21 protein-coding genes and 4 tRNA genes are annotated in these 15,772 nt (G+C 47.6%); 9 read left to right on the forward strand and 16 right to left on the reverse strand.

Annotated features, from left to right (window positions below; all coding sequences use genetic code 11):
* Positions 1–10: 10 nt before the first annotated feature.
* Together L336_RS05560 and L336_RS01890 are read right to left on the reverse strand one after the other, a co-directional pair.
* Positions 11–1,288: a DNA polymerase Y family protein gene (locus tag L336_RS05560; RefSeq protein WP_015641520.1), complete on the reverse strand. Its 1,278-nt coding sequence runs from the start codon at positions 1,286–1,288 to the stop codon at positions 11–13.
* Complete coding sequence (locus L336_RS01890; protein ID WP_015641521.1) at positions 1,281–1,547, reverse strand: hypothetical protein; 267 nt, start codon at positions 1,545–1,547, stop codon at positions 1,281–1,283. The genes L336_RS05560 and L336_RS01890 overlap by 8 nt, the downstream gene beginning before the upstream one ends.
* A gap of 237 nt (positions 1,548–1,784) precedes the next feature.
* Between L336_RS01890 and L336_RS01895 the strand changes: the two genes are divergently transcribed.
* Entirely contained in the window at positions 1,785–2,765 is a 981-nt protein-coding gene (locus L336_RS01895; RefSeq protein WP_015641523.1) for a YunG family protein, read from the forward strand.
* A gap of 56 nt (positions 2,766–2,821) precedes the next feature.
* On the opposite strand, the gene L336_RS01900 is transcribed toward L336_RS01895, so the two are convergent.
* The 4 genes from L336_RS01900 to L336_RS01915 all read right to left on the reverse strand — a co-directional run bounded on the left by L336_RS01900 (position 2,822) and on the right by L336_RS01915 (position 5,735).
* Positions 2,822–4,045: a tyrosine-type recombinase/integrase gene (locus L336_RS01900; RefSeq protein WP_015641524.1), complete on the reverse strand. Its 1,224-nt coding sequence runs from the start codon at positions 4,043–4,045 to the stop codon at positions 2,822–2,824.
* Positions 4,023–4,325, reverse strand: a complete 303-nt coding sequence (locus tag L336_RS06035; RefSeq protein WP_041191199.1) for a helix-turn-helix domain-containing protein — start codon at positions 4,323–4,325, stop codon at positions 4,023–4,025. Before L336_RS06035 ends, L336_RS01900 begins: the two co-directional genes overlap by 23 nt.
* Positions 4,326–4,474: 149 nt before the next feature.
* Positions 4,475–4,816, reverse strand: a complete 342-nt coding sequence (locus tag L336_RS01910; RefSeq protein WP_015641525.1) for a hypothetical protein — start codon at positions 4,814–4,816, stop codon at positions 4,475–4,477.
* A gap of 160 nt (positions 4,817–4,976) precedes the next feature.
* On the reverse strand, positions 4,977–5,735 hold the full coding sequence (locus L336_RS01915; protein ID WP_041191201.1) for a hypothetical protein: 759 nt from the start codon (positions 5,733–5,735) through the stop codon (positions 4,977–4,979).
* Between the two features lie 365 nt (positions 5,736–6,100).
* Here L336_RS01915 and L336_RS01920 point away from each other — a divergent pair, with 365 nt between their 5' ends.
* From L336_RS01920 to L336_RS05890, 4 genes are all read left to right on the forward strand, one after another.
* On the forward strand, positions 6,101–6,709 hold the full coding sequence (locus L336_RS01920; protein WP_015641527.1) for a DUF4352 domain-containing protein: 609 nt from the start codon (positions 6,101–6,103) through the stop codon (positions 6,707–6,709).
* Positions 6,709–7,029 (forward strand): hypothetical protein, encoded by a 321-nt coding sequence (locus L336_RS01925; protein ID WP_015641528.1) that lies wholly within the window; start codon positions 6,709–6,711, stop codon positions 7,027–7,029. The genes L336_RS01920 and L336_RS01925 overlap by 1 nt, the downstream gene beginning before the upstream one ends.
* A 150-nt stretch (positions 7,030–7,179) precedes the next feature.
* A tRNA-Met gene (locus L336_RS01930) sits at positions 7,180–7,256 on the forward strand.
* Positions 7,257–7,325: 69 nt separating this feature from the next.
* A tRNA-OTHER gene (locus tag L336_RS05890) sits at positions 7,326–7,430 on the forward strand.
* Positions 7,431–7,488: 58 nt separating this feature from the next.
* On the opposite strand, the gene L336_RS01935 is transcribed toward L336_RS05890, so the two are convergent.
* Both L336_RS01935 and L336_RS05895 read right to left on the reverse strand, forming a co-directional pair.
* Positions 7,489–7,887, reverse strand: coding sequence for a hypothetical protein (locus tag L336_RS01935; RefSeq protein WP_015641529.1), 399 nt, complete (start codon positions 7,885–7,887; stop codon positions 7,489–7,491).
* Between the two features lie 84 nt (positions 7,888–7,971).
* Positions 7,972–8,115, reverse strand: coding sequence for a hypothetical protein (locus L336_RS05895; RefSeq protein ID WP_015641530.1), 144 nt, complete (start codon positions 8,113–8,115; stop codon positions 7,972–7,974).
* A gap of 153 nt (positions 8,116–8,268) precedes the next feature.
* Here L336_RS05895 and L336_RS01940 point away from each other — a divergent pair, with 153 nt between their 5' ends.
* The 3 genes from L336_RS01940 to L336_RS01950 are packed head-to-tail and all read left to right on the forward strand — an operon-like array spanning position 8,269 to position 10,669.
* On the forward strand, positions 8,269–8,991 hold the full coding sequence (locus L336_RS01940; protein ID WP_015641531.1) for a hypothetical protein: 723 nt from the start codon (positions 8,269–8,271) through the stop codon (positions 8,989–8,991).
* Positions 8,988–9,278: a hypothetical protein gene (locus L336_RS01945; protein ID WP_015641532.1), complete on the forward strand. Its 291-nt coding sequence runs from the start codon at positions 8,988–8,990 to the stop codon at positions 9,276–9,278. Before L336_RS01940 ends, L336_RS01945 begins: the two co-directional genes overlap by 4 nt.
* A gap of 11 nt (positions 9,279–9,289) precedes the next feature.
* On the forward strand, positions 9,290–10,669 hold the full coding sequence (locus L336_RS01950; protein ID WP_015641533.1) for a dihydrolipoyl dehydrogenase family protein: 1,380 nt from the start codon (positions 9,290–9,292) through the stop codon (positions 10,667–10,669).
* 253 nt (positions 10,670–10,922) lie between these two features.
* Here the strand turns inward: L336_RS01950 and L336_RS01955 are convergent.
* Positions 10,923–11,000 (reverse strand) — tRNA-Met (locus tag L336_RS01955).
* A 28-nt stretch (positions 11,001–11,028) separates the two neighbouring features.
* Positions 11,029–11,469, reverse strand: coding sequence for an FtsB family cell division protein (locus L336_RS01960; protein WP_015641534.1), 441 nt, complete (start codon positions 11,467–11,469; stop codon positions 11,029–11,031).
* Positions 11,470–11,530: 61 nt separating this feature from the next.
* Between L336_RS01960 and L336_RS01965 the strand changes: the two genes are divergently transcribed.
* A tRNA-Ile gene (locus L336_RS01965) sits at positions 11,531–11,606 on the forward strand.
* 52 nt (positions 11,607–11,658) lie between these two features.
* Here L336_RS01965 and L336_RS01970 read toward each other — a convergent pair.
* The 6 genes from L336_RS01970 to L336_RS01995 form a co-directional block, all read right to left on the reverse strand.
* The gene (locus L336_RS01970; RefSeq protein WP_015641535.1) at positions 11,659–12,198 is read right to left on the reverse strand and encodes a hypothetical protein; all 540 of its coding nucleotides are present in this window, start codon (positions 12,196–12,198) and stop codon (positions 11,659–11,661) included.
* Positions 12,199–12,243: 45 nt separating this feature from the next.
* Complete coding sequence (locus L336_RS01975) at positions 12,244–12,741, reverse strand: DNA-processing protein DprA (RefSeq protein WP_015641536.1); 498 nt, start codon at positions 12,739–12,741, stop codon at positions 12,244–12,246.
* 6 nt (positions 12,742–12,747) lie between these two features.
* On the reverse strand, positions 12,748–13,851 hold the full coding sequence (locus L336_RS01980; RefSeq protein ID WP_015641537.1) for an ABC transporter permease: 1,104 nt from the start codon (positions 13,849–13,851) through the stop codon (positions 12,748–12,750).
* 1 nt (position 13,852) lies between these two features.
* A complete protein-coding gene (locus L336_RS01985; protein WP_015641538.1) occupies positions 13,853–14,608 on the reverse strand; it encodes an ABC transporter ATP-binding protein in 756 nt (251 codons plus the stop codon).
* A gap of 211 nt (positions 14,609–14,819) precedes the next feature.
* Complete coding sequence (locus L336_RS01990) at positions 14,820–15,026, reverse strand: hypothetical protein (RefSeq protein WP_015641539.1); 207 nt, start codon at positions 15,024–15,026, stop codon at positions 14,820–14,822.
* Between the two features lie 93 nt (positions 15,027–15,119).
* A complete protein-coding gene (locus L336_RS01995) occupies positions 15,120–15,746 on the reverse strand; it encodes a hypothetical protein (protein ID WP_015641540.1) in 627 nt (208 codons plus the stop codon).
* Positions 15,747–15,772: the final 26 nt, after the last annotated feature.

Here is a 15,772-nt window from a genome sequence, read left to right on the forward strand (position 1 = left end):
GTTATTTTGTCTATAGATAACGCGTACTCCCAAAGGGTATCTTTTGTTTGACATAGATACCCGTCCCCAGGGTATCGGCACTGTGAATCGTACGCTCACCCCATCGATTGTTGACTTCATCGATCGCCCACGTTACCTGCTGTTCACGCACAAATTGATCGCCAAATAATACCAACTGACGATCTGCGCCATCATGAAGATGATAACAATGGACGCCGATTTCACGTATATCACCATTCGGCACGTGCTCAAAGAGTCGGCGTGCTATCTCCCAAATCGCTTGATTGGTATAAAAGGGCAGGGGAGCGAGGTATGTTTCATGCCAATAATTCCCCCGTCTTCCCCAGCGGCCATTTGTGGCTTCTCCTGGTGTGCTGGCCGCGTAGAGTCGCGCATACACCCCTACTCCCCGCGCGCTTTTTCCCTGTGAGCGTAGCTTTGTTCCCACCGATTCGACGAGATGATGAAGTCTCTGGAGTACATCCGAGCGAGGCAGCTCTCGTCGTTCGATGACATACTGACGGCCGCAACTCTTCATATCGTACTGGACGTCGTCTACTTCCCAACCCCTCAACCGTTGATACCACCAATCGCCGACAACGCTCTTAAAGGCAAGCCTGAGCGTTGCCCTATCGGCGTCGAGCATCTGGAGTGGCGTATAGATACCAACTGCGTTGAGACGATGTTCGTTGCGTGAGGCGATGCCCGTCAGGTCTTGAAGCGAGAGGTCTAGTAGGGTGGCCCTTAGATTTTCGTGAGTGATGATATCAAGCCCATCAGGTTTATGCAGACTAGCGGCTGTCTTTGCGAGGAATCGATTTGGGGCAATCCCGATATTACAGCGCATCGCTCTGCCTATTTCTTCACGTAATCGACGTTTAATCTCCTGCCCCACTTCTACCAAATTCCGCTCCCGTATCGAGGCAGGGGATTGGGCAAAATCAATCACACCCTCATCGATACTCTTCATCGTGAAGTGAGGGCTATAGTCGCTCATGATCGCCATTAGTTTGTGATAGACATAGCGATACTTCGGCGGATCACTTTCGATACCTACGAGTGTCGGGCACAGTTTTCTTGCATCGCGTAGCTTCATACCAAGTTTTACCCCCATCGCTTTTGCTTCGTAACTCGCGGTCACGATCGATGTCTGGTCGGTTGCTCGATTGACAATCCCCACCGGCCTACCGCGTAACTGTGGTCGAGCTTGTTGCTCAACAGTCGCAAAACAACTATTGAGATCGATATGCATCACAAGTGGACGCGCCGTATTACAGTCATTATTCATAGTGATCCGCCTCCCTTGTCAGCATCCAGGTGAGTCGCTCAGCGTCAAACTCTAGTCGGTAGTCACTCCCCCCGTCAGTCACTTCAAAAACATGAATCAAGCGCCTTCCCTTCATAACTGGGTGGCGAAGTCCGAGCTCGGTGACCGCGATCTCCTTGCCGTTTGAACGGCGTATCCGCCTTGGAACACACAAGTCCAGACCATCAGCAAATGTCGCTATCACCTGAACGCGTTCATTGAGATAAAGTTCATCATTCATTTCACTAACTCCTCTTAGTTGCACATAAGAGAAACGATCTACTGAAATGTGTTGCCCGTTTTCCCCGCCCGTTTCTAGCGACGTATCCGAAGACAACTGATGATCCAGTGGTGAGGGACGCTTACCAAAGAGGCAGTGAGTATCACCCGGAGATACTCACTATTATATACCATACTGTCGCCGCTATTAATGCTATACTTGAATACACAGCTAACGGGCGGGAGATGAGAGGAACGAATGCGAACTCGTGCCGAACGACTTACCACAGCCATAGAAGGCAGTTGGTCGCTAGAAACTACTAGTACCCCTGATACATGGTATGATGATGTCCCTACCAGGGGACAGTGCGTTCCCACATCGCTCGTGATCCAAGACTACCTTGGTGGCGACATCGAGCGCCTCAGAACACTTTATGCGGGAGCTTCCGAAACCCACTACCGCAATCGTATTGATGGCAACGTACTAGACTTAACGCGCAGCCAATACCCCCCAGAGCAGTCATTTGAACAAGCGCCGGTTGATGGTGATACCAGAGAATACGTTTTTGCGAACCCAGCAACTCGTGCCCGGTACCAACTACTGACGACGCGGGTTCAACGCCTGATGTACCTCCAGAGTATGGCAGAACACCCCGAAGATTCGGCTAAGCCGGTCGCTCTATTTGACCTAGACGGTGTCATCCTCGACTTTGATGCCCGTGTTGAGGCAGAGCTAAAGCGACATGGCATTACCGTACCACCACGCTCAGACTTCTATATGACTAAGCGCCTTACCGACCCTGAGCATATTGCTCTCGTAAGAGACCTTCAGCACTCGAAAGGCTTTTTTGAATCACTGGAACCCATACCGGGTGCTATAGAAGCCTGGCACTTCGTGAGATCACTCGGTTTTCATGCTCGTATCTGTTCTGCGCCCATCTCTGGCAATCCGTGGAGTATTCGCGAAAAGCTAGTGACAGTTGAACGATACCTCGGCCCGCGTGCTGCCGATGAAGCATATATCGGCAAACGAAAATCGGAGTGTTCGGGAGTAATGCTTTTTGATGATCGCCCTACGATAGCCGATGCCGCAAACGCCGATTGGCTTCATGCGCACTACACACAGGACTACAACCAGCATGTTGAAACACCTCTCCGAGTTCGTGATTGGACCGAACTCGACAAAGTAGCCGAATTTCTCGGTTGCGCCTTGAAACGCTCGCGCAGTGTTCATCTCTAGAAATTAGCACTCTCCTCTGCTATAATTGGCTGCACTCGGCACTGTAGCTCAGTCGGTTAGAGCGTAGGACTCATAAGCCTGAGGTCTTTGATTGGAACCCGACCCACTGTCGCACTGTTAATTTTGATATATTCCGCCAAGATTTTGTCGCCTGACGGCTTAATTTGACGGCTAGAAGCACTTTTTTCACTGATTTGAAGCTCATATTTTTGTAATGCTTCTGACGTGTCGTTAATGTCGGCATGTTGATAAATCTGTAGGGTTGTTGAGATATGCGAATGACCCAAAATTGCCTGAACATCTCTGGGCGCAACGCACAGATTCTTGAGGTTTGTAGCTGCGGTGTGCCTTAAATGGTGGAGCGTAATAATCGGCAGACCCGCTTCTTTACTTATGCGCTTGAAAGACCTTCGTAAATTATTAGGGTCAACTGGAAGTCCGTTTGATGTCTTAAATATAAGGTCGGGCAGCGGTCCCGCAGTTGTGGACTTAAGATTGTTAAGCACAGCTAGAGTTGCGTCAAGTATAGGAAGATTGCGTTTTGAAGCACGTGTCTTTAACTCCACATAGCTATACGTGTGATTCGAGTAGTCTACTTGCCTCCTTACACGAATAATCTTGTTGGTGAAATCTATGTCAGACCATGATAAGCCTAACGCCTCACCCCTACGAAGCCCATAAAAGCCCATTAGAAAGTAAATTGGATAATACTGATGGTCAGAAGCAGCGCGTAAAAAGGCAGTTAACTCATCTACGCTCCATGGCTCGGCTTCTTTTGGTTTATACATCGGTATGGTAACAAGCCGTGCCACATTGCGCGATATACGCTCCTCCTTCGCAGCCCTCTGCAATACTGCGGAAAGAATACAGCGCATTTTCTGTACAGTGCGGTGCGATTGACCCGTCCTTAGCTGGTTGTCGATAAATGTCTGGACATCTGCCACACTCAACTTCGTGAGATACTTATTGCCAAGCCCTGGCTTTAGATAAATACGAACGAGCGACTCATAACCAGCTAAAGTACTCCTACGAATCGAAGGTTGCACTACTAAAAGCCAATAATCCATATATGCACCAAGCCTTTCCTCCCTCGGATTTGCCTTGAGACCGCTATCATTCTTGTTGCGCATCTCCACTAAAATCGCCTCGGCATCTTTGCGTGTTGTGGCATAGCGTCTTATTCGCCTAATCCCTAGAGGCGTGTTTACGTAGCAAGCAGCTTCATACCGACCTTCTTTACGCTTGTAGACCGTTCCTTCACCCCGACGTCGTCTGCTCATATTGCTTCCTTTTGCTCTGTTTTATAAAGTCCGTTAAGTCCTCGTATGCGATTAATCGTCTGCTGGCAATTGTTAGGGTTCTTAGTTCGTTGTGTCTCATCAGTTTGTAAATCATCCATCTACTCACCCTCAAGTACTCCGCAGCTTCTTCGACTGTGTACAAAGCTGGATGGTTCGGTTGCTCAGTTGCGCTACCCATGTCTAATCCTTTTCTGGCTTCTCGCCCAGCAGGCTGTTTACTGTTCAGTTTCAATAGGGTGGCTAGGTTACTGGACAACATTCAGCTTTAATTATATAATATTTTTCAATTAATCGAAACCCTTTTGTTCCCTGAGTCCTGTCTTTACCCGTATTAAACAGACTCTCACCATAGAGGTAATCTTTACTTTTAGAGATTATCTTTATATATAAGGGTTTTCTTTTTAAGGGTTACATGAACCCCATATCATCTGATTTTCGTGTAGGCTGTGTGTTCGAAGTAGAGTCATCCTCATCACTTAAACCTGTAGCTGATTTAACCGCTTCAATACATGCCTGACGTATCTCCTCCCATAGTGGAAACTGCATGTTGAACTCCACTGTGTACCTATACTTGCCGCGTCCCGCTCGACCGAGCAGAGGTGGATATACTGCCCAGTCTTGTTCACCGTTTGGCGGGAACACCATAAAGCCATTGATGTATATACCTATGTCAGGTATCAGCACCTTAACTCGATACCCAGCACCGACGGGCTTGTGAACTTCCGCTTCAACCTCAAATTCATTTTCCATTTTTTCTTACATTCCGTTTTATGTGAGCGCTGCCTTGGTGGACGGTATTATATTGACCTTAGCAGCGCTGTTTCGAACCGTCGTGTGCCTAGAATAAGGAAAACAAGGGACGCATTGAACAGATGTACTAGAACAATACTAGATGTAAGGAGAGGCGATACTACTTGATACTATTTTCCTGTATCGTGGCGAGCTGTTTGAGTGTCAGTTGGGGTCGATTTTTGAGCGTGAAGGTCTTGGCTGTTATATCAGCAAAGGGGCTTAGTACGTTGCCTGAATGAAACGGGCTGTCATTACGGTAAATCTGGGTCAATTGTTTTCGTTCCGAGAAAGCGTCTGGCTTATTAAGCCATCGTCGTAAATCGTCAAATGTCGTAGGTTCATTAAAGTGTCGCTTAGCGTATATTAGCTCGATAATGTCTAGTGTTGAGCCTGTCGATAAGGTTTTGAGCGTATATGTTTTACCCTTGGCGCGGACAATCGGCGTTTGATTGACTATCTCTAAAGTCGCTGGTATTCCGTCGCCCTTGTAGTTAATGCCATGCTCCTCGCAAAACCCGATAAACTTGTCATAGTCCACGTCATCAATAAACCGTATGTAATCGTATTCTCGATGAGCTTGATCGGTCTTGTCCCATTTATCGCCCCATGCACCGCGTCCCAGATTTTCCATAGCCTCAAGCTGTTGGTCGCGGAAGTAGTTTGGCTTCGAGCCACTTTTTATAGCACCTACTTGTTTTAATGCCATGAGGGCTTTATCTTCTGCGGCAACATTTGCCAGATTCTCGTCAGTGTTCAGGCTATCGTCCCAGTCAAAAATCCAGCGGTGTTCATTGTGTTCAAAATCCATACCAGAATGAATATCCCTGTATAGCTTTGTCGCAACAACATCTAACCAAAAACGAGCATTTTCATTCATCTTACGACTATTATCGTACATCTTACTTATATTCGGTAGCTTAACCGTCATCGTGGCGTGTTGAGAGGCGTTTTAAGAGGTTTTATCGGGCGAAACGGGTATTGGGGTCACTTTGACTGTTTAGTTGATTCTAGGGGTATGTTTTTCGAGAAAATAACCTTATAATTGACCCCAGATAGCTTCGCTATTCCGATCTAGAGCCACCGCAAGGAAGGTATGGTCATCAAAACTACGTCAATGTTAATCCGATCATCGGTAACTATTGACGTAGTCGCAACTCGAAAGGGTTGTGGGGCGAAAGCTCAGCCGGTGGTCGGTTTTAGTTTCCATCGGTTTTAACACGCAAAAGGAGCGTAGAGAACCCAATGAGAAACAAGAAAACTATCGAGCAACGAACGGGACAAGAGTTAAGTGTAAAAAGACAGAAGCGTCAGCATCGACCGATGGGTATCGGCGGTGCGCTATTTTTGATTTTAGTAATTTTCTGTGGGATCGGAATAATTAGTGCCATGATTGCAAATTCGCCTGCACAGAAAAACTCGAAAGCCGTCAAGCAATCGTCGAAGATTGGTCAGGTATCGAGTGATGCTGGTTTTAACTTCGTAGTGAATTCTTTTAAGTGTGGCGAAAAACAAATAGGTTTCGACAATGGCGTATTACATTACTCTACAGATGCACAGGGTCAGTTCTGTCGCCTCAACATTACCGTAACTAATGCTGGCAATAACTCAAACAGTATTCGCCCGTATAACCAATACATCTTCAACGACAAGGGACAGCGCTACGATTATGACCCTGCTGGAACAGGTCGTGCAGCACAGTACGAACTCGGCGACCCGTTTAGCGATGACATTAACCCTGGCAATAGTATTACGGGCGACATCGTCTTTGATGTGCCTGTGAATGTAACGCCTATTACAGCCGAACTACACGGTGATAAGGATAGTTCAGGCATACGAGTAAATCTACAGTAGTGTCTCGAAATCCCCAAAGCCACATTAGTGCAACTGACATCGACAAAGGTGCGCAAGATATTAAGATGTTTCTTTGGGAGAAGTACGATCCCAATGACGACCTTATATACCCGATAATTGCCGACTGGGACGACCTGCTGGCGCGGACAATCGACAAGGCGAGCTACAGCTCACTTTCCCGCGATGAAGTCCTCAGTATTCTGTTTGGACTGATTCATCGCAATCGGGTTGTTGAAGGTCTGTGGTGGTCGATGTTTGAGCGTGGTGTAATACAAAAGCTGCTACATCAATTACAGACTCTAGATACTGATAGATACTGAAATACTCGGTTTTTGCTCCGTTTAAAGGTACTGATATCGTTCAGGTTTATTCGAGTAAATACGAGTAGTATATTAAGTCCTCATAGCTGACGACAATAGCACAGGCTACAGTAGCCAACAGGGACAAATCATGCTATATTAGCTTAGCATGGCAGCGTAGCTCAGTTGGTTAGAGCGCGAGACTCATAAGCTCGAGGTCACAGGATCATTCCCTGTCGCTGCTACCATTTTGATTTTAGTGAATAGATTGACGGCTTAAAAAGACGGCTATAGCGCCAATCATAAGCCGTCTATAGCGCACTTGTGCAAGCCTGTACGTCTGGGCAAAGTCTCCAATATTAGCGTCAATTGCAAGCCTCATAAGCCTAAGGTCACTAGTTCGATCCTAGTCAGTGCTACCACAGAAAAACGACCACACTCAGGTGGTCGTTTTTCTGTGGTAGGGCGGTAGGTCCTAGTTTAGCTACTTACTGGCTTACTTATAGTAAAGAGTTTTGCAATACCCCAGGCGATCAATGCATAGACGACCATTGCTACCAAACTTGCGCTATCAAGCGCATGCGACCCGTCAGCAGGGGTCAGGAATATACCCGTGAAGGGTGCTGAGAACACTCCAGAGAGTGCATACACAAATCCGACGAAACTTGATGATTGGCTCGCGCCAAGCAAAAAGAAGAGCACTCTGAGTGCCAAAAGTACAATGATAAATCCGGCGATATACCACATGACACGAGACATAACCACCGAGCTACTGGTTGTGGTTGAAGTTGCAACTGTTTGACGTTGGACAGAGGTGGCACCATCACGCACATTTGTCTCTCGAACTTCGGTTGTTTGTTGCTGATCATCTTGTAACATACTGTTCTCTCCGTTTACACGTTTCTTGTTTCAGTATGCGAGATACGACAGGATAGCCGGTATGATAATTTTCACGATTTCGCTTTATTCCAAAACGATGTCGGCTAGTCGCTCGTCATGATGCGACTCCACAAATGTCCGCAGCTCCTCGCTGCTCCGCTGACGGCTCCAAGTGGCAAGGCCAAAGACGTCGCCTGTGCCGACAGATTCTTGATCGATTGTGTTCATGGTGTTTGTTGCGCCTTTTTGTTATGTGTTGTCTTATAGGTTTAATATAGCACAAAATTAACAAAAAAGCAATAGCATTTTGCTGATTTTTTGACCTCATTGACACGCTTATGGTATAAATGGTCTTGAGAGGAATCTTATTTATACACAAACATGGATACTTACACTTCATTCGCCATCATAGCGCTCGCGGCGTTGATTCACGCAAGTTTCCAACTAAGCGTTAGTATGCTTACACTACTAGGTGGTCACAGTCTCAGTCGCAACGTATCACGGCGGCGTCTCCTGCATCTCAGTAGTAGCTTTGTCGTGGGTACTCTGGTCATGACAACGTTACTGCTAATTATGGCAAGCTATGTCTCGGGTACCTTCGCAAGACACGGCATGTCACCTTTTGCCTGGTCAATCGTGTCTGGACTAATGATGGGGCTTGGCGTCGCAGTATGGCTATTTTATTATCGACCCGGGCAAGGCACTGCGCTTTGGATTCCAAGAGGAATGTCGCGTTTTTTGTCCGATCGTACAAAAACAACGACTTCGGGAACAGAAGCATTTAGTCTGGGGCTGGTGAGTGGTATTTCTGAGCTCGTCTTTATAGCGGCGTCCCTCGTAGGAGCAGCGTTCGCTATCATTACACTCCCTAGCTCGTTCCAGCTACTGGGCGTTGCGCTGTATGTTCTCATCAGTATTGCTCCCCTTGTGACAGTCTACTCATTGATTAGCAGTGGCACTCAGATAAGCCGTATTCAGCGCTGGCGCGAATCAAATAAACAGTTTTTGCAATATGCCGCCGGAAGTGGACTACTCATACTAGGGTTCTTTACCTTCGTCAACGAAGCGATCGCGGCGAGCGTCATCCTGCGGGGAGGGTTATGATGGTAGTAGTGACGGATGTTATAAAACAGTACCATCGCCGCCGCTCTTCGCAACCGTATGACCCAGAGAAACTAGCTGCAAGTATTTATGCTACCTGCCTCAGCCTCCATACGCCCGCGAGACAGGCCGAGCTAACTGCCAAACAGGTAAGTGACAACGTCTCGCTATGGCTTCAGGACAAGGCAGAAGTGACCAGCGAAGACCTTCGCCAGCGGGCGGCAAGCGCATTAAACGCACTGCATCCTGAAGCAGCATATTTATATCGACACCATAACGTTATCATGTAGAGGAGAGCACCGTGCCACGAAAATCACAGTTTGACTACGATCTCATTGTCATCGGCAGCGGCGCAGCGGGAAGCGCTGCAGCAACCATTGCCTCACGCGAGGGGAAACGGGTCGCAATCATCGAGGCCGATACGCTCGGTGGTGACTCGCCCAACTGGAGTGACGTCCCCATAAAAGCGCTGCTCCATGCTGCACAGCTCTATGATGAAGCCCGCCATGGAGCCCGCTTTGGTCTGCGATCTGCTACGCTCGGATACAATTACCCGTCACTTCGCGCCTGGAAAGAGCTCGCAGTAAAACGCACAGGCGCTAGTGGCAATCGAAAATTTTATGAATCTCAAGGCATTGACGTTTATCTCGGTGTAGCTCGTTTCCTTACCCCCAATGAGGTGTCAGTTAATCGCAAACATCTTTCGTCTGCGCATTTTTTGATTGCCACCGGTTCGCAGTGGACTCTGCCGGATATACAAGGCCTCCCCGAGGCGGGCTACCTAACACCACGAACCATTCTGGAATCACTTCGCCCGCCCAAAAGCCTCTATATCGTTGGCGCCGGTACAGTTGGTGTAGAAATCGCTCAGTTGATGGCGACATTTGGTACAAAAGTCTACTTAGCAGAGGTTGCAAGCCGAATCCTACCAGATGAAGACGAAGAGGTAGGGGAGTTGATGTCGCGCTTACTAGAAGAACAAAAAGGTGTTACTTCCCTCACCCACACTCGCACTCTTTCCGTGGTAAAAGACGGTCTTGGAAAGCGGGTCGTGTACTCGCGTGGTGGCATCGAAAAATCAGTTCGTGTCGATGAAGTTCTCGTGGCAGTCGGTCGTACTCCAGTCGTCGATATAGGTCTCGAGAATGCACACGTCGAATATACCGCCAAAGGTATAGAGGTGAATGAGTTCTTGCAGACGACAGCCAAACATATTTACGCAGCGGGCGACGTGCTCGGGTATAACCGTCCGACACACAGCGCACTTCTCGAAAGTCGTGTCGTAGCACACAACGTTGTGTTAAAAAACAAGATTTCCCCTGACTATACTGCAACTCCCCGACTCACTTTTTCCTATCCAGGTGTTGCATCTGTCGGTCTTACCGAGGATGACTGTCTGAGACGAGATCTCCGAATCGAAAAAACAATCGCTCCACTCACTATCGTCGCCCGGAGCAATACTAGTGACTTTCGTGATGGGTTCGTCAAAGTTATCACTGACAAGCGCGGAGTGGTGCTTGGCGGAACTGTGGTTGCGCCGCACGCAGCAGAGATCATCCACGAGCTCACGCTGGCCGTCAAATATGAATTAACTGCTCACCAAGTTGCCGATACCCCGCACGCATTCTTGAGTTGGAGCGAAGCAGTGCGAGTCGCCTGCGGAAAGTTAGCAAAAAACTAACTTTATCATACCAATACGTATTCTCATAAGGAAAACTCGTTAACAAACGAGTTTTTCCCTGGTTGCGGGGGCAGGATTATCGGCTAAAGCCTCTTCCGCTTGCTTATTCTGGCAGAATCAAGCTCTTCTATAATTGCACTGCGCTACACGAAGCAGCGACTACGCACGCTTTGCGTGCTGTCACAGAACCAAATCCCGTCGCCGCAAGGCCTAAAGAAAAATACCCTACCCATGAGGGGTACGGCATTTTTCTTGGTTGCGGGGGCAGGATTTGAACCTGCGACCTGTTGGTTATGAGCCAACCGAGCTGACCGGGCTGCTCCACCCCGCGGCACATTCATCATCCTAACAGATGTAGCCTAGTTTTGCAAGCGAGCAGCTGAGCCGCCGAACAGGAATAGCATCCATTGCTCAAAATTTGTGAGTGTGCGAGTAGTAGCTGTTGGTGATTTCTCGGTAATGTTTGTTGCCTTCGCGGCAGCACTGTTGGGCGGCAATAGTAGTACCTTTTCTCCGGGCGCAGCCAAGCCTAGCCGTTCGCGAGCAGCTAGCTCCTTGTATTCATCACTTGCGTAGTAGTTTTTTTGGAGCTGCATAGTATCGACTTCAAGCTGGGTCAATGCAAGTTTGCGCTCACGGGCATCAACTTCTTTCTGCAGGGCATAGTTACGTTGCATCGTCGTAATAGAACCCCACACCCAACCCGACACAACAATTGCCCCAATCAGTATCACAACGGTATTGAGCGTCGTATAACGCTTCAATCGATATATAACCTTTCTGAGTGTTTGGTCTGTCATCTTACTGTTCGTATTATATCCTAGCGGCGAGCAAGTGCGCTATAATGGACAGTATAGCCTCGGGGGTGTAGCTCAGGGGTTAGAGCAGCGGGCTCATAACCTGTTGGTCGATGGTTCGATCCCATCCACCCCCACCAATCAAAAAACACCATGCTTTTTGGCTGGTGTTTTTTGAGAGAAACATTATGGCTATTTTTGACGAACATCTGCACGTTGTGCCGAGATCTCATCTTTGCCTGTTTTTTGCTGAAGTGCCAGAAGTGTATGAAAGTTATTGCGCTGAGGCTTTTTATCTGGCCCATTGAACTGCCGTTTCATTGCAATGCGCGTCGGCGCCGATTCTGCACGAAGATCACGGGCTGTCAGTGTACCATTGGCAACAAGATAGTGTAAACCAGCTGCACGCGCAATATGCTCATCGGCTAATTGCGTGTGTACTAAGGCATTTTCAGCCGTCTGTGCTGGATACGGCGCCTTCCCTCCCCTGAGCCTTCCATCACGCATATGTGCTTGCGAAAGATGAGATAACGCCCTATCAAGATGATAGGCTCGCTCAGCATGAGTCACAAATTCCTCACTTGGCACTGTGTCAATAAAACCCAGTGCTACTCCTTGTATTCCGAGACATTCTCGAGTTTCTGCGGAAAGAGCAAGCTCTCCCCCGTACGGTATACGAAGCGAGTCAGGAGTTGCGGTAGTATTCTTTTTGTCTGTGCGTAAACGATTCACATAGAGAAATATAGCATAAACTTTATTATATGTCAATATATGTTTCTAATATTCAAATACTCGGACCGATATCCCTTTTTGTCGAGCGCGTTCGATCGAATAGGTAGTGCCCCTACTCTGCCCTAGCCGAAACGCGACGAGTTCATCGGCGCAGGAGACGATACGTCGATTTCGCGCATGAAAGGCTCTTGCATCTATCGTCTCGATATCCCCTGAGTAGAAGAGTGTGTCCAGAGTGTTGCTTGCGAGGCTATGCAACTGCCGTATGGTCTCCTCGGCATCATCGCTTTTACATTTTCCCTCAAGCGCTCGCCGACGTAATTCGTCGCTGTATTTTTCAACAGAGCCAGGGAGAAATAGCTTTACACGGCTAATATCAATTCCTGCTTCCAGAGCCATCCGTACTGCATAGGTGTCAGTGCCAGTACCACCCCCCGATACGATACCATACCCATCGGCTACCTTCTGAGTCACATAACGCTTGATATCACGACGCATCTCTGGCGTTACATAGCGAGAACCGACAACGGCCAGCCACTTCATTTCGTCTTATTCCCAGGTGAAAAATTTGATCGCGATGATGTAAGCGATAAACATCCACGCGGCAATGAGACCGATCTCGGGCAAGAGACTTATTAGGCTTGCATTCTCGGTCATAATACGACGGAAGCCATCGATAACCGGTGTAAGCGGTACGTAGCTCGATACACCCTGAAGCCATTCGGGATACATGAAACGGGGGAAGAAGCTGCCCGAGAGAAACATCATCGGAAATGAAATGAGGTTAGCAAGCGGTGCCGCTTGGTCTTCATTTTTTGCAAGCGAGCCAATAAGCAAGCCAAAGCCGACTGTCATCGCGCCCGATAACAGTGCAAATAGCCAGAAACTCATCCAGTCACCGCGCATATTGAACTTAAATACGAGAAGTCCCATGATAATGACGGTTGCTAAGCTAAGCATGGCAATCAAGATAAAGTGAATCGCGTTAGCAAGAATCAATTGTCCGGAGGTAAAGGGTGCGGCAAAGAGTCGTTTATATGAACCTCGCTGCTTTTGCTGAGGCATAGCATTTGCCAGGCCAAAAATACCCATACTCATCAGGCTAAAGCCAAGCAAGCCCGAAAAAGTATAGTCAAAATTGTTGAGGCCGGCCGTGTCTGTTGCCTTTTCGCTCACCTTAAGCGCGGCATCTGGCCTGCCAAGTTTGCGGTTTATCTCATCAAGGATTTGCTGCATCACCGCACTAACTGTCTTGCCTGATTGGTCAGAACCTTTTTGATAGTAGACGTTCATGGTGCCCGAGGGAACGCGAGCTTCATTTATCGCCCCGAAGCTCTCGGGGAGCTCAACGATACTATCAATTTCTCCACGACTCATTTTTTGCTTGGCGCTTTCGATGGTTGTTATATCTTTGTTTACTTTAAACGCACTGTTCTCGCCTACTGATGTTGTAAACTCCTTTGAGAAACTATTGTTCGCATGGTCGAGAATCGCAATGCGAAAACTAACAGAGTCATTGTTAAAAATCACACCAAATATAAACAGAAATATGAGTGGGAAAAGAAAGGTGAAGAAGAGTGAGACTTTATCACGCATAAACCGCTTCTGAAATGCAACAAAGAGACCAAAGACAGCTTGCATATATCGTTTCATGTTATTCCCGTATATCCTTTCCAGTGAGATCGATAAAGACGTCTTCGAGATTTGCCTGCTGGACAATCTGTTCCTTCTTAAAACCACGTCCCAGAAGTTTCTTAATCAAACCCTTTGGGGTATCTATCGTTATGATGTTACCCTCATCCATAATGGCAATACGATCACACAGAAGCTCTGCCTCATCCATATAGTGCGTCGTTAGTACCACGGTAATACCCCTACCCTTAATTGATTCGACCAGCTCCCAGAGATTTCGCCTTGCTTGCGGATCGAGGCCAGTCGTTGGCTCGTCAAGAAAGAGAACTTTTGGTTCATTCACAAGTGCAGCTGCGATACTAAACCGCTGCTTTTGACCACCTGAGAGATTCTCGACGTACTCCTTTGCCTTATCGGTGAGCTGTACATCAGCAAGCAAAGCATCAACATCGGTGGTGACCCCATAGAGGCCACAAAACATCTTGAGTTGTTCTCGTAATGTCAGTTTGTCAAAGAAACTTGTCGACTGTAGCTGGATGCCTATGATTTCCTTAACCTCGTCAGGATGTGCCGACACATCGATGTCGGCGACCGTTATGTTGCCACTATCAATTTCTCTCAATGCTTCGATCATCTCGAGAGTAGTTGTCTTACCGGCACCGTTCGGGCCAAGTATGCCAAATATCTCTCCTTTTTTGACGTCAAAACTGATGGCGTTGACGACTGTCTTGTCCCCATACCGCTTGGTTAAGTTGTTCACTGAAATAATATGATTCATTTTCTCAGTATAGCAGTAAGAGACACAAAAATACCTCGGTAGCGCATCCGACACGGAGAGCAACCGAGGTATTTTGGCACCTGTTTGTTTGTAACTCTAGTATATGGTGTTCATATAAAAAGCGCAAGCAATTTTATCCATGGATCTTTTCCACAGCAAACCCCCGATCATCGATAGACCGGGGGCAAGTTATTCTTTTCTAGGATTGAGACTATTTCTTCTTTGAAACAGTCAAGAAACCATTGCGTGGGTTCTCTTTAACAACGCGATCTGCGGGCAGATCAACTGGAGTACCTTTTGCATTTTTCTCTACCTTCGCAAAGAAGTAGATGGTTTGTGGTTTACCACCGCGAAGAGTAACTTCCGTCTTGTGCAGGTAGTATGTTACGCCCTTTGAATTCGTGTGCTTGTAAGCCATGTAGTTATACCTCCTATTAGCGTCTTACTCTAGTAGCTTAGCGCGTCTCGCCAACAGTGTCAACACTTTTCACCCCTATTAGGGATGGATCGTTTATGCTTCCCTGTACCGTCTCTTGAGGAGAAGTCGTAGAAATATGATACCAGCTAATCTGAGTACAATCACAATCAAGAGAGTAACTGCAAGCACTAGTGACCAACCGCCAAAATCGGGCGACCAAAGGGGAGACGAAAAATTGTACTTATACAGTGTAGGATTTGGCAACGATACTTCTGGCAAGCCTGAGCTTGCAGGATGTTTGGCAAGTTCATTCATAAAACACTGCATATAGGCCGATGAATACCCGTGAAACTGCGGATGGCACACCGCCTCTGCCTCAGCGTTGATCGTAGCACTTGCCGATGAAGCACGGGAGGCGGCATCGATGGCGGCTTTTGAGTCACGAGAGTACTGTTCTTGCAGATAAAAATCACCCGTATCAGCGTTCATATGAGACGCTGCATATCGCTGTAAATCGTAAATCCGTGCTCTTATCTCGTTTGGATCACCAGTCCTGTCGGCAGCGAATACTGCCTCTCGCCGTTGAATCATGCCGACATTATTGAGTCTCAAGAATGACGCGACAAGGAATACAAATAAAAAGAGTGCGATGGCTAACTGCCATGTTTTTATCATCTGTAGCTGTTTGACAGTCTTTCTGACTTGACGTGTATCAGACATGTAATTTTCCCACCTTGCACAGTATG

The sequence above is a fragment of the Candidatus Saccharimonas aalborgensis genome (assembly GCF_000392435.1).
In the GTDB taxonomy this organism is placed as follows: Bacteria; Patescibacteriota; Saccharimonadia; order Saccharimonadales; family Saccharimonadaceae; genus Saccharimonas; species Saccharimonas aalborgensis.

Bases quoted from the DNA above. Each gene is read 5' to 3' on its own strand.
- L336_RS01935 (WP_015641529.1), bottom strand. From the start codon at position 7,887: ATGTTACAAGATGATCAGCAACAAACAACCGAAGTTCGAGAGACAAAT.
- L336_RS05895 (WP_015641530.1), bottom strand. From the start codon at position 8,115: ATGAACACAATCGATCAAGAATCTGTCGGCACAGGCGACGTCTTTGGC.
- L336_RS01980 (WP_015641537.1), bottom strand. From the start codon at position 13,851: ATGAAACGATATATGCAAGCTGTCTTTGGTCTCTTTGTTGCATTTCAG.
- L336_RS01995 (WP_015641540.1), bottom strand. From the start codon at position 15,746: ATGTCTGATACACGTCAAGTCAGAAAGACTGTCAAACAGCTACAGATG.
- L336_RS01915 (WP_041191201.1), bottom strand. From the start codon at position 5,735: ATGAATGAAAATGCTCGTTTTTGGTTAGATGTTGTTGCGACAAAGCTA.
- L336_RS01910 (WP_015641525.1), bottom strand. From the start codon at position 4,816: ATGGAAAATGAATTTGAGGTTGAAGCGGAAGTTCACAAGCCCGTCGGT.
- L336_RS06035 (WP_041191199.1), bottom strand. From the start codon at position 4,325: ATGTTGTCCAGTAACCTAGCCACCCTATTGAAACTGAACAGTAAACAG.
- L336_RS01920 (WP_015641527.1), top strand. From the start codon at position 6,101: ATGAGAAACAAGAAAACTATCGAGCAACGAACGGGACAAGAGTTAAGT.
- L336_RS01990 (WP_015641539.1), bottom strand. From the start codon at position 15,026: ATGGCTTACAAGCACACGAATTCAAAGGGCGTAACATACTACCTGCAC.
- L336_RS01975 (WP_015641536.1), bottom strand. From the start codon at position 12,741: ATGAAGTGGCTGGCCGTTGTCGGTTCTCGCTATGTAACGCCAGAGATG.
- L336_RS01900 (WP_015641524.1), bottom strand. From the start codon at position 4,045: ATGAGCAGACGACGTCGGGGTGAAGGAACGGTCTACAAGCGTAAAGAA.
- L336_RS01945 (WP_015641532.1), top strand. From the start codon at position 8,988: ATGATGGTAGTAGTGACGGATGTTATAAAACAGTACCATCGCCGCCGC.
- L336_RS01890 (WP_015641521.1), bottom strand. From the start codon at position 1,547: ATGAATGATGAACTTTATCTCAATGAACGCGTTCAGGTGATAGCGACA.
- L336_RS05560 (WP_015641520.1), bottom strand. From the start codon at position 1,288: ATGAATAATGACTGTAATACGGCGCGTCCACTTGTGATGCATATCGAT.
- L336_RS01985 (WP_015641538.1), bottom strand. From the start codon at position 14,608: ATGAATCATATTATTTCAGTGAACAACTTAACCAAGCGGTATGGGGAC.
- L336_RS01960 (WP_015641534.1), bottom strand. From the start codon at position 11,469: ATGACAGACCAAACACTCAGAAAGGTTATATATCGATTGAAGCGTTAT.
- L336_RS01940 (WP_015641531.1), top strand. From the start codon at position 8,269: ATGGATACTTACACTTCATTCGCCATCATAGCGCTCGCGGCGTTGATT.
- L336_RS01895 (WP_015641523.1), top strand. From the start codon at position 1,785: ATGCGAACTCGTGCCGAACGACTTACCACAGCCATAGAAGGCAGTTGG.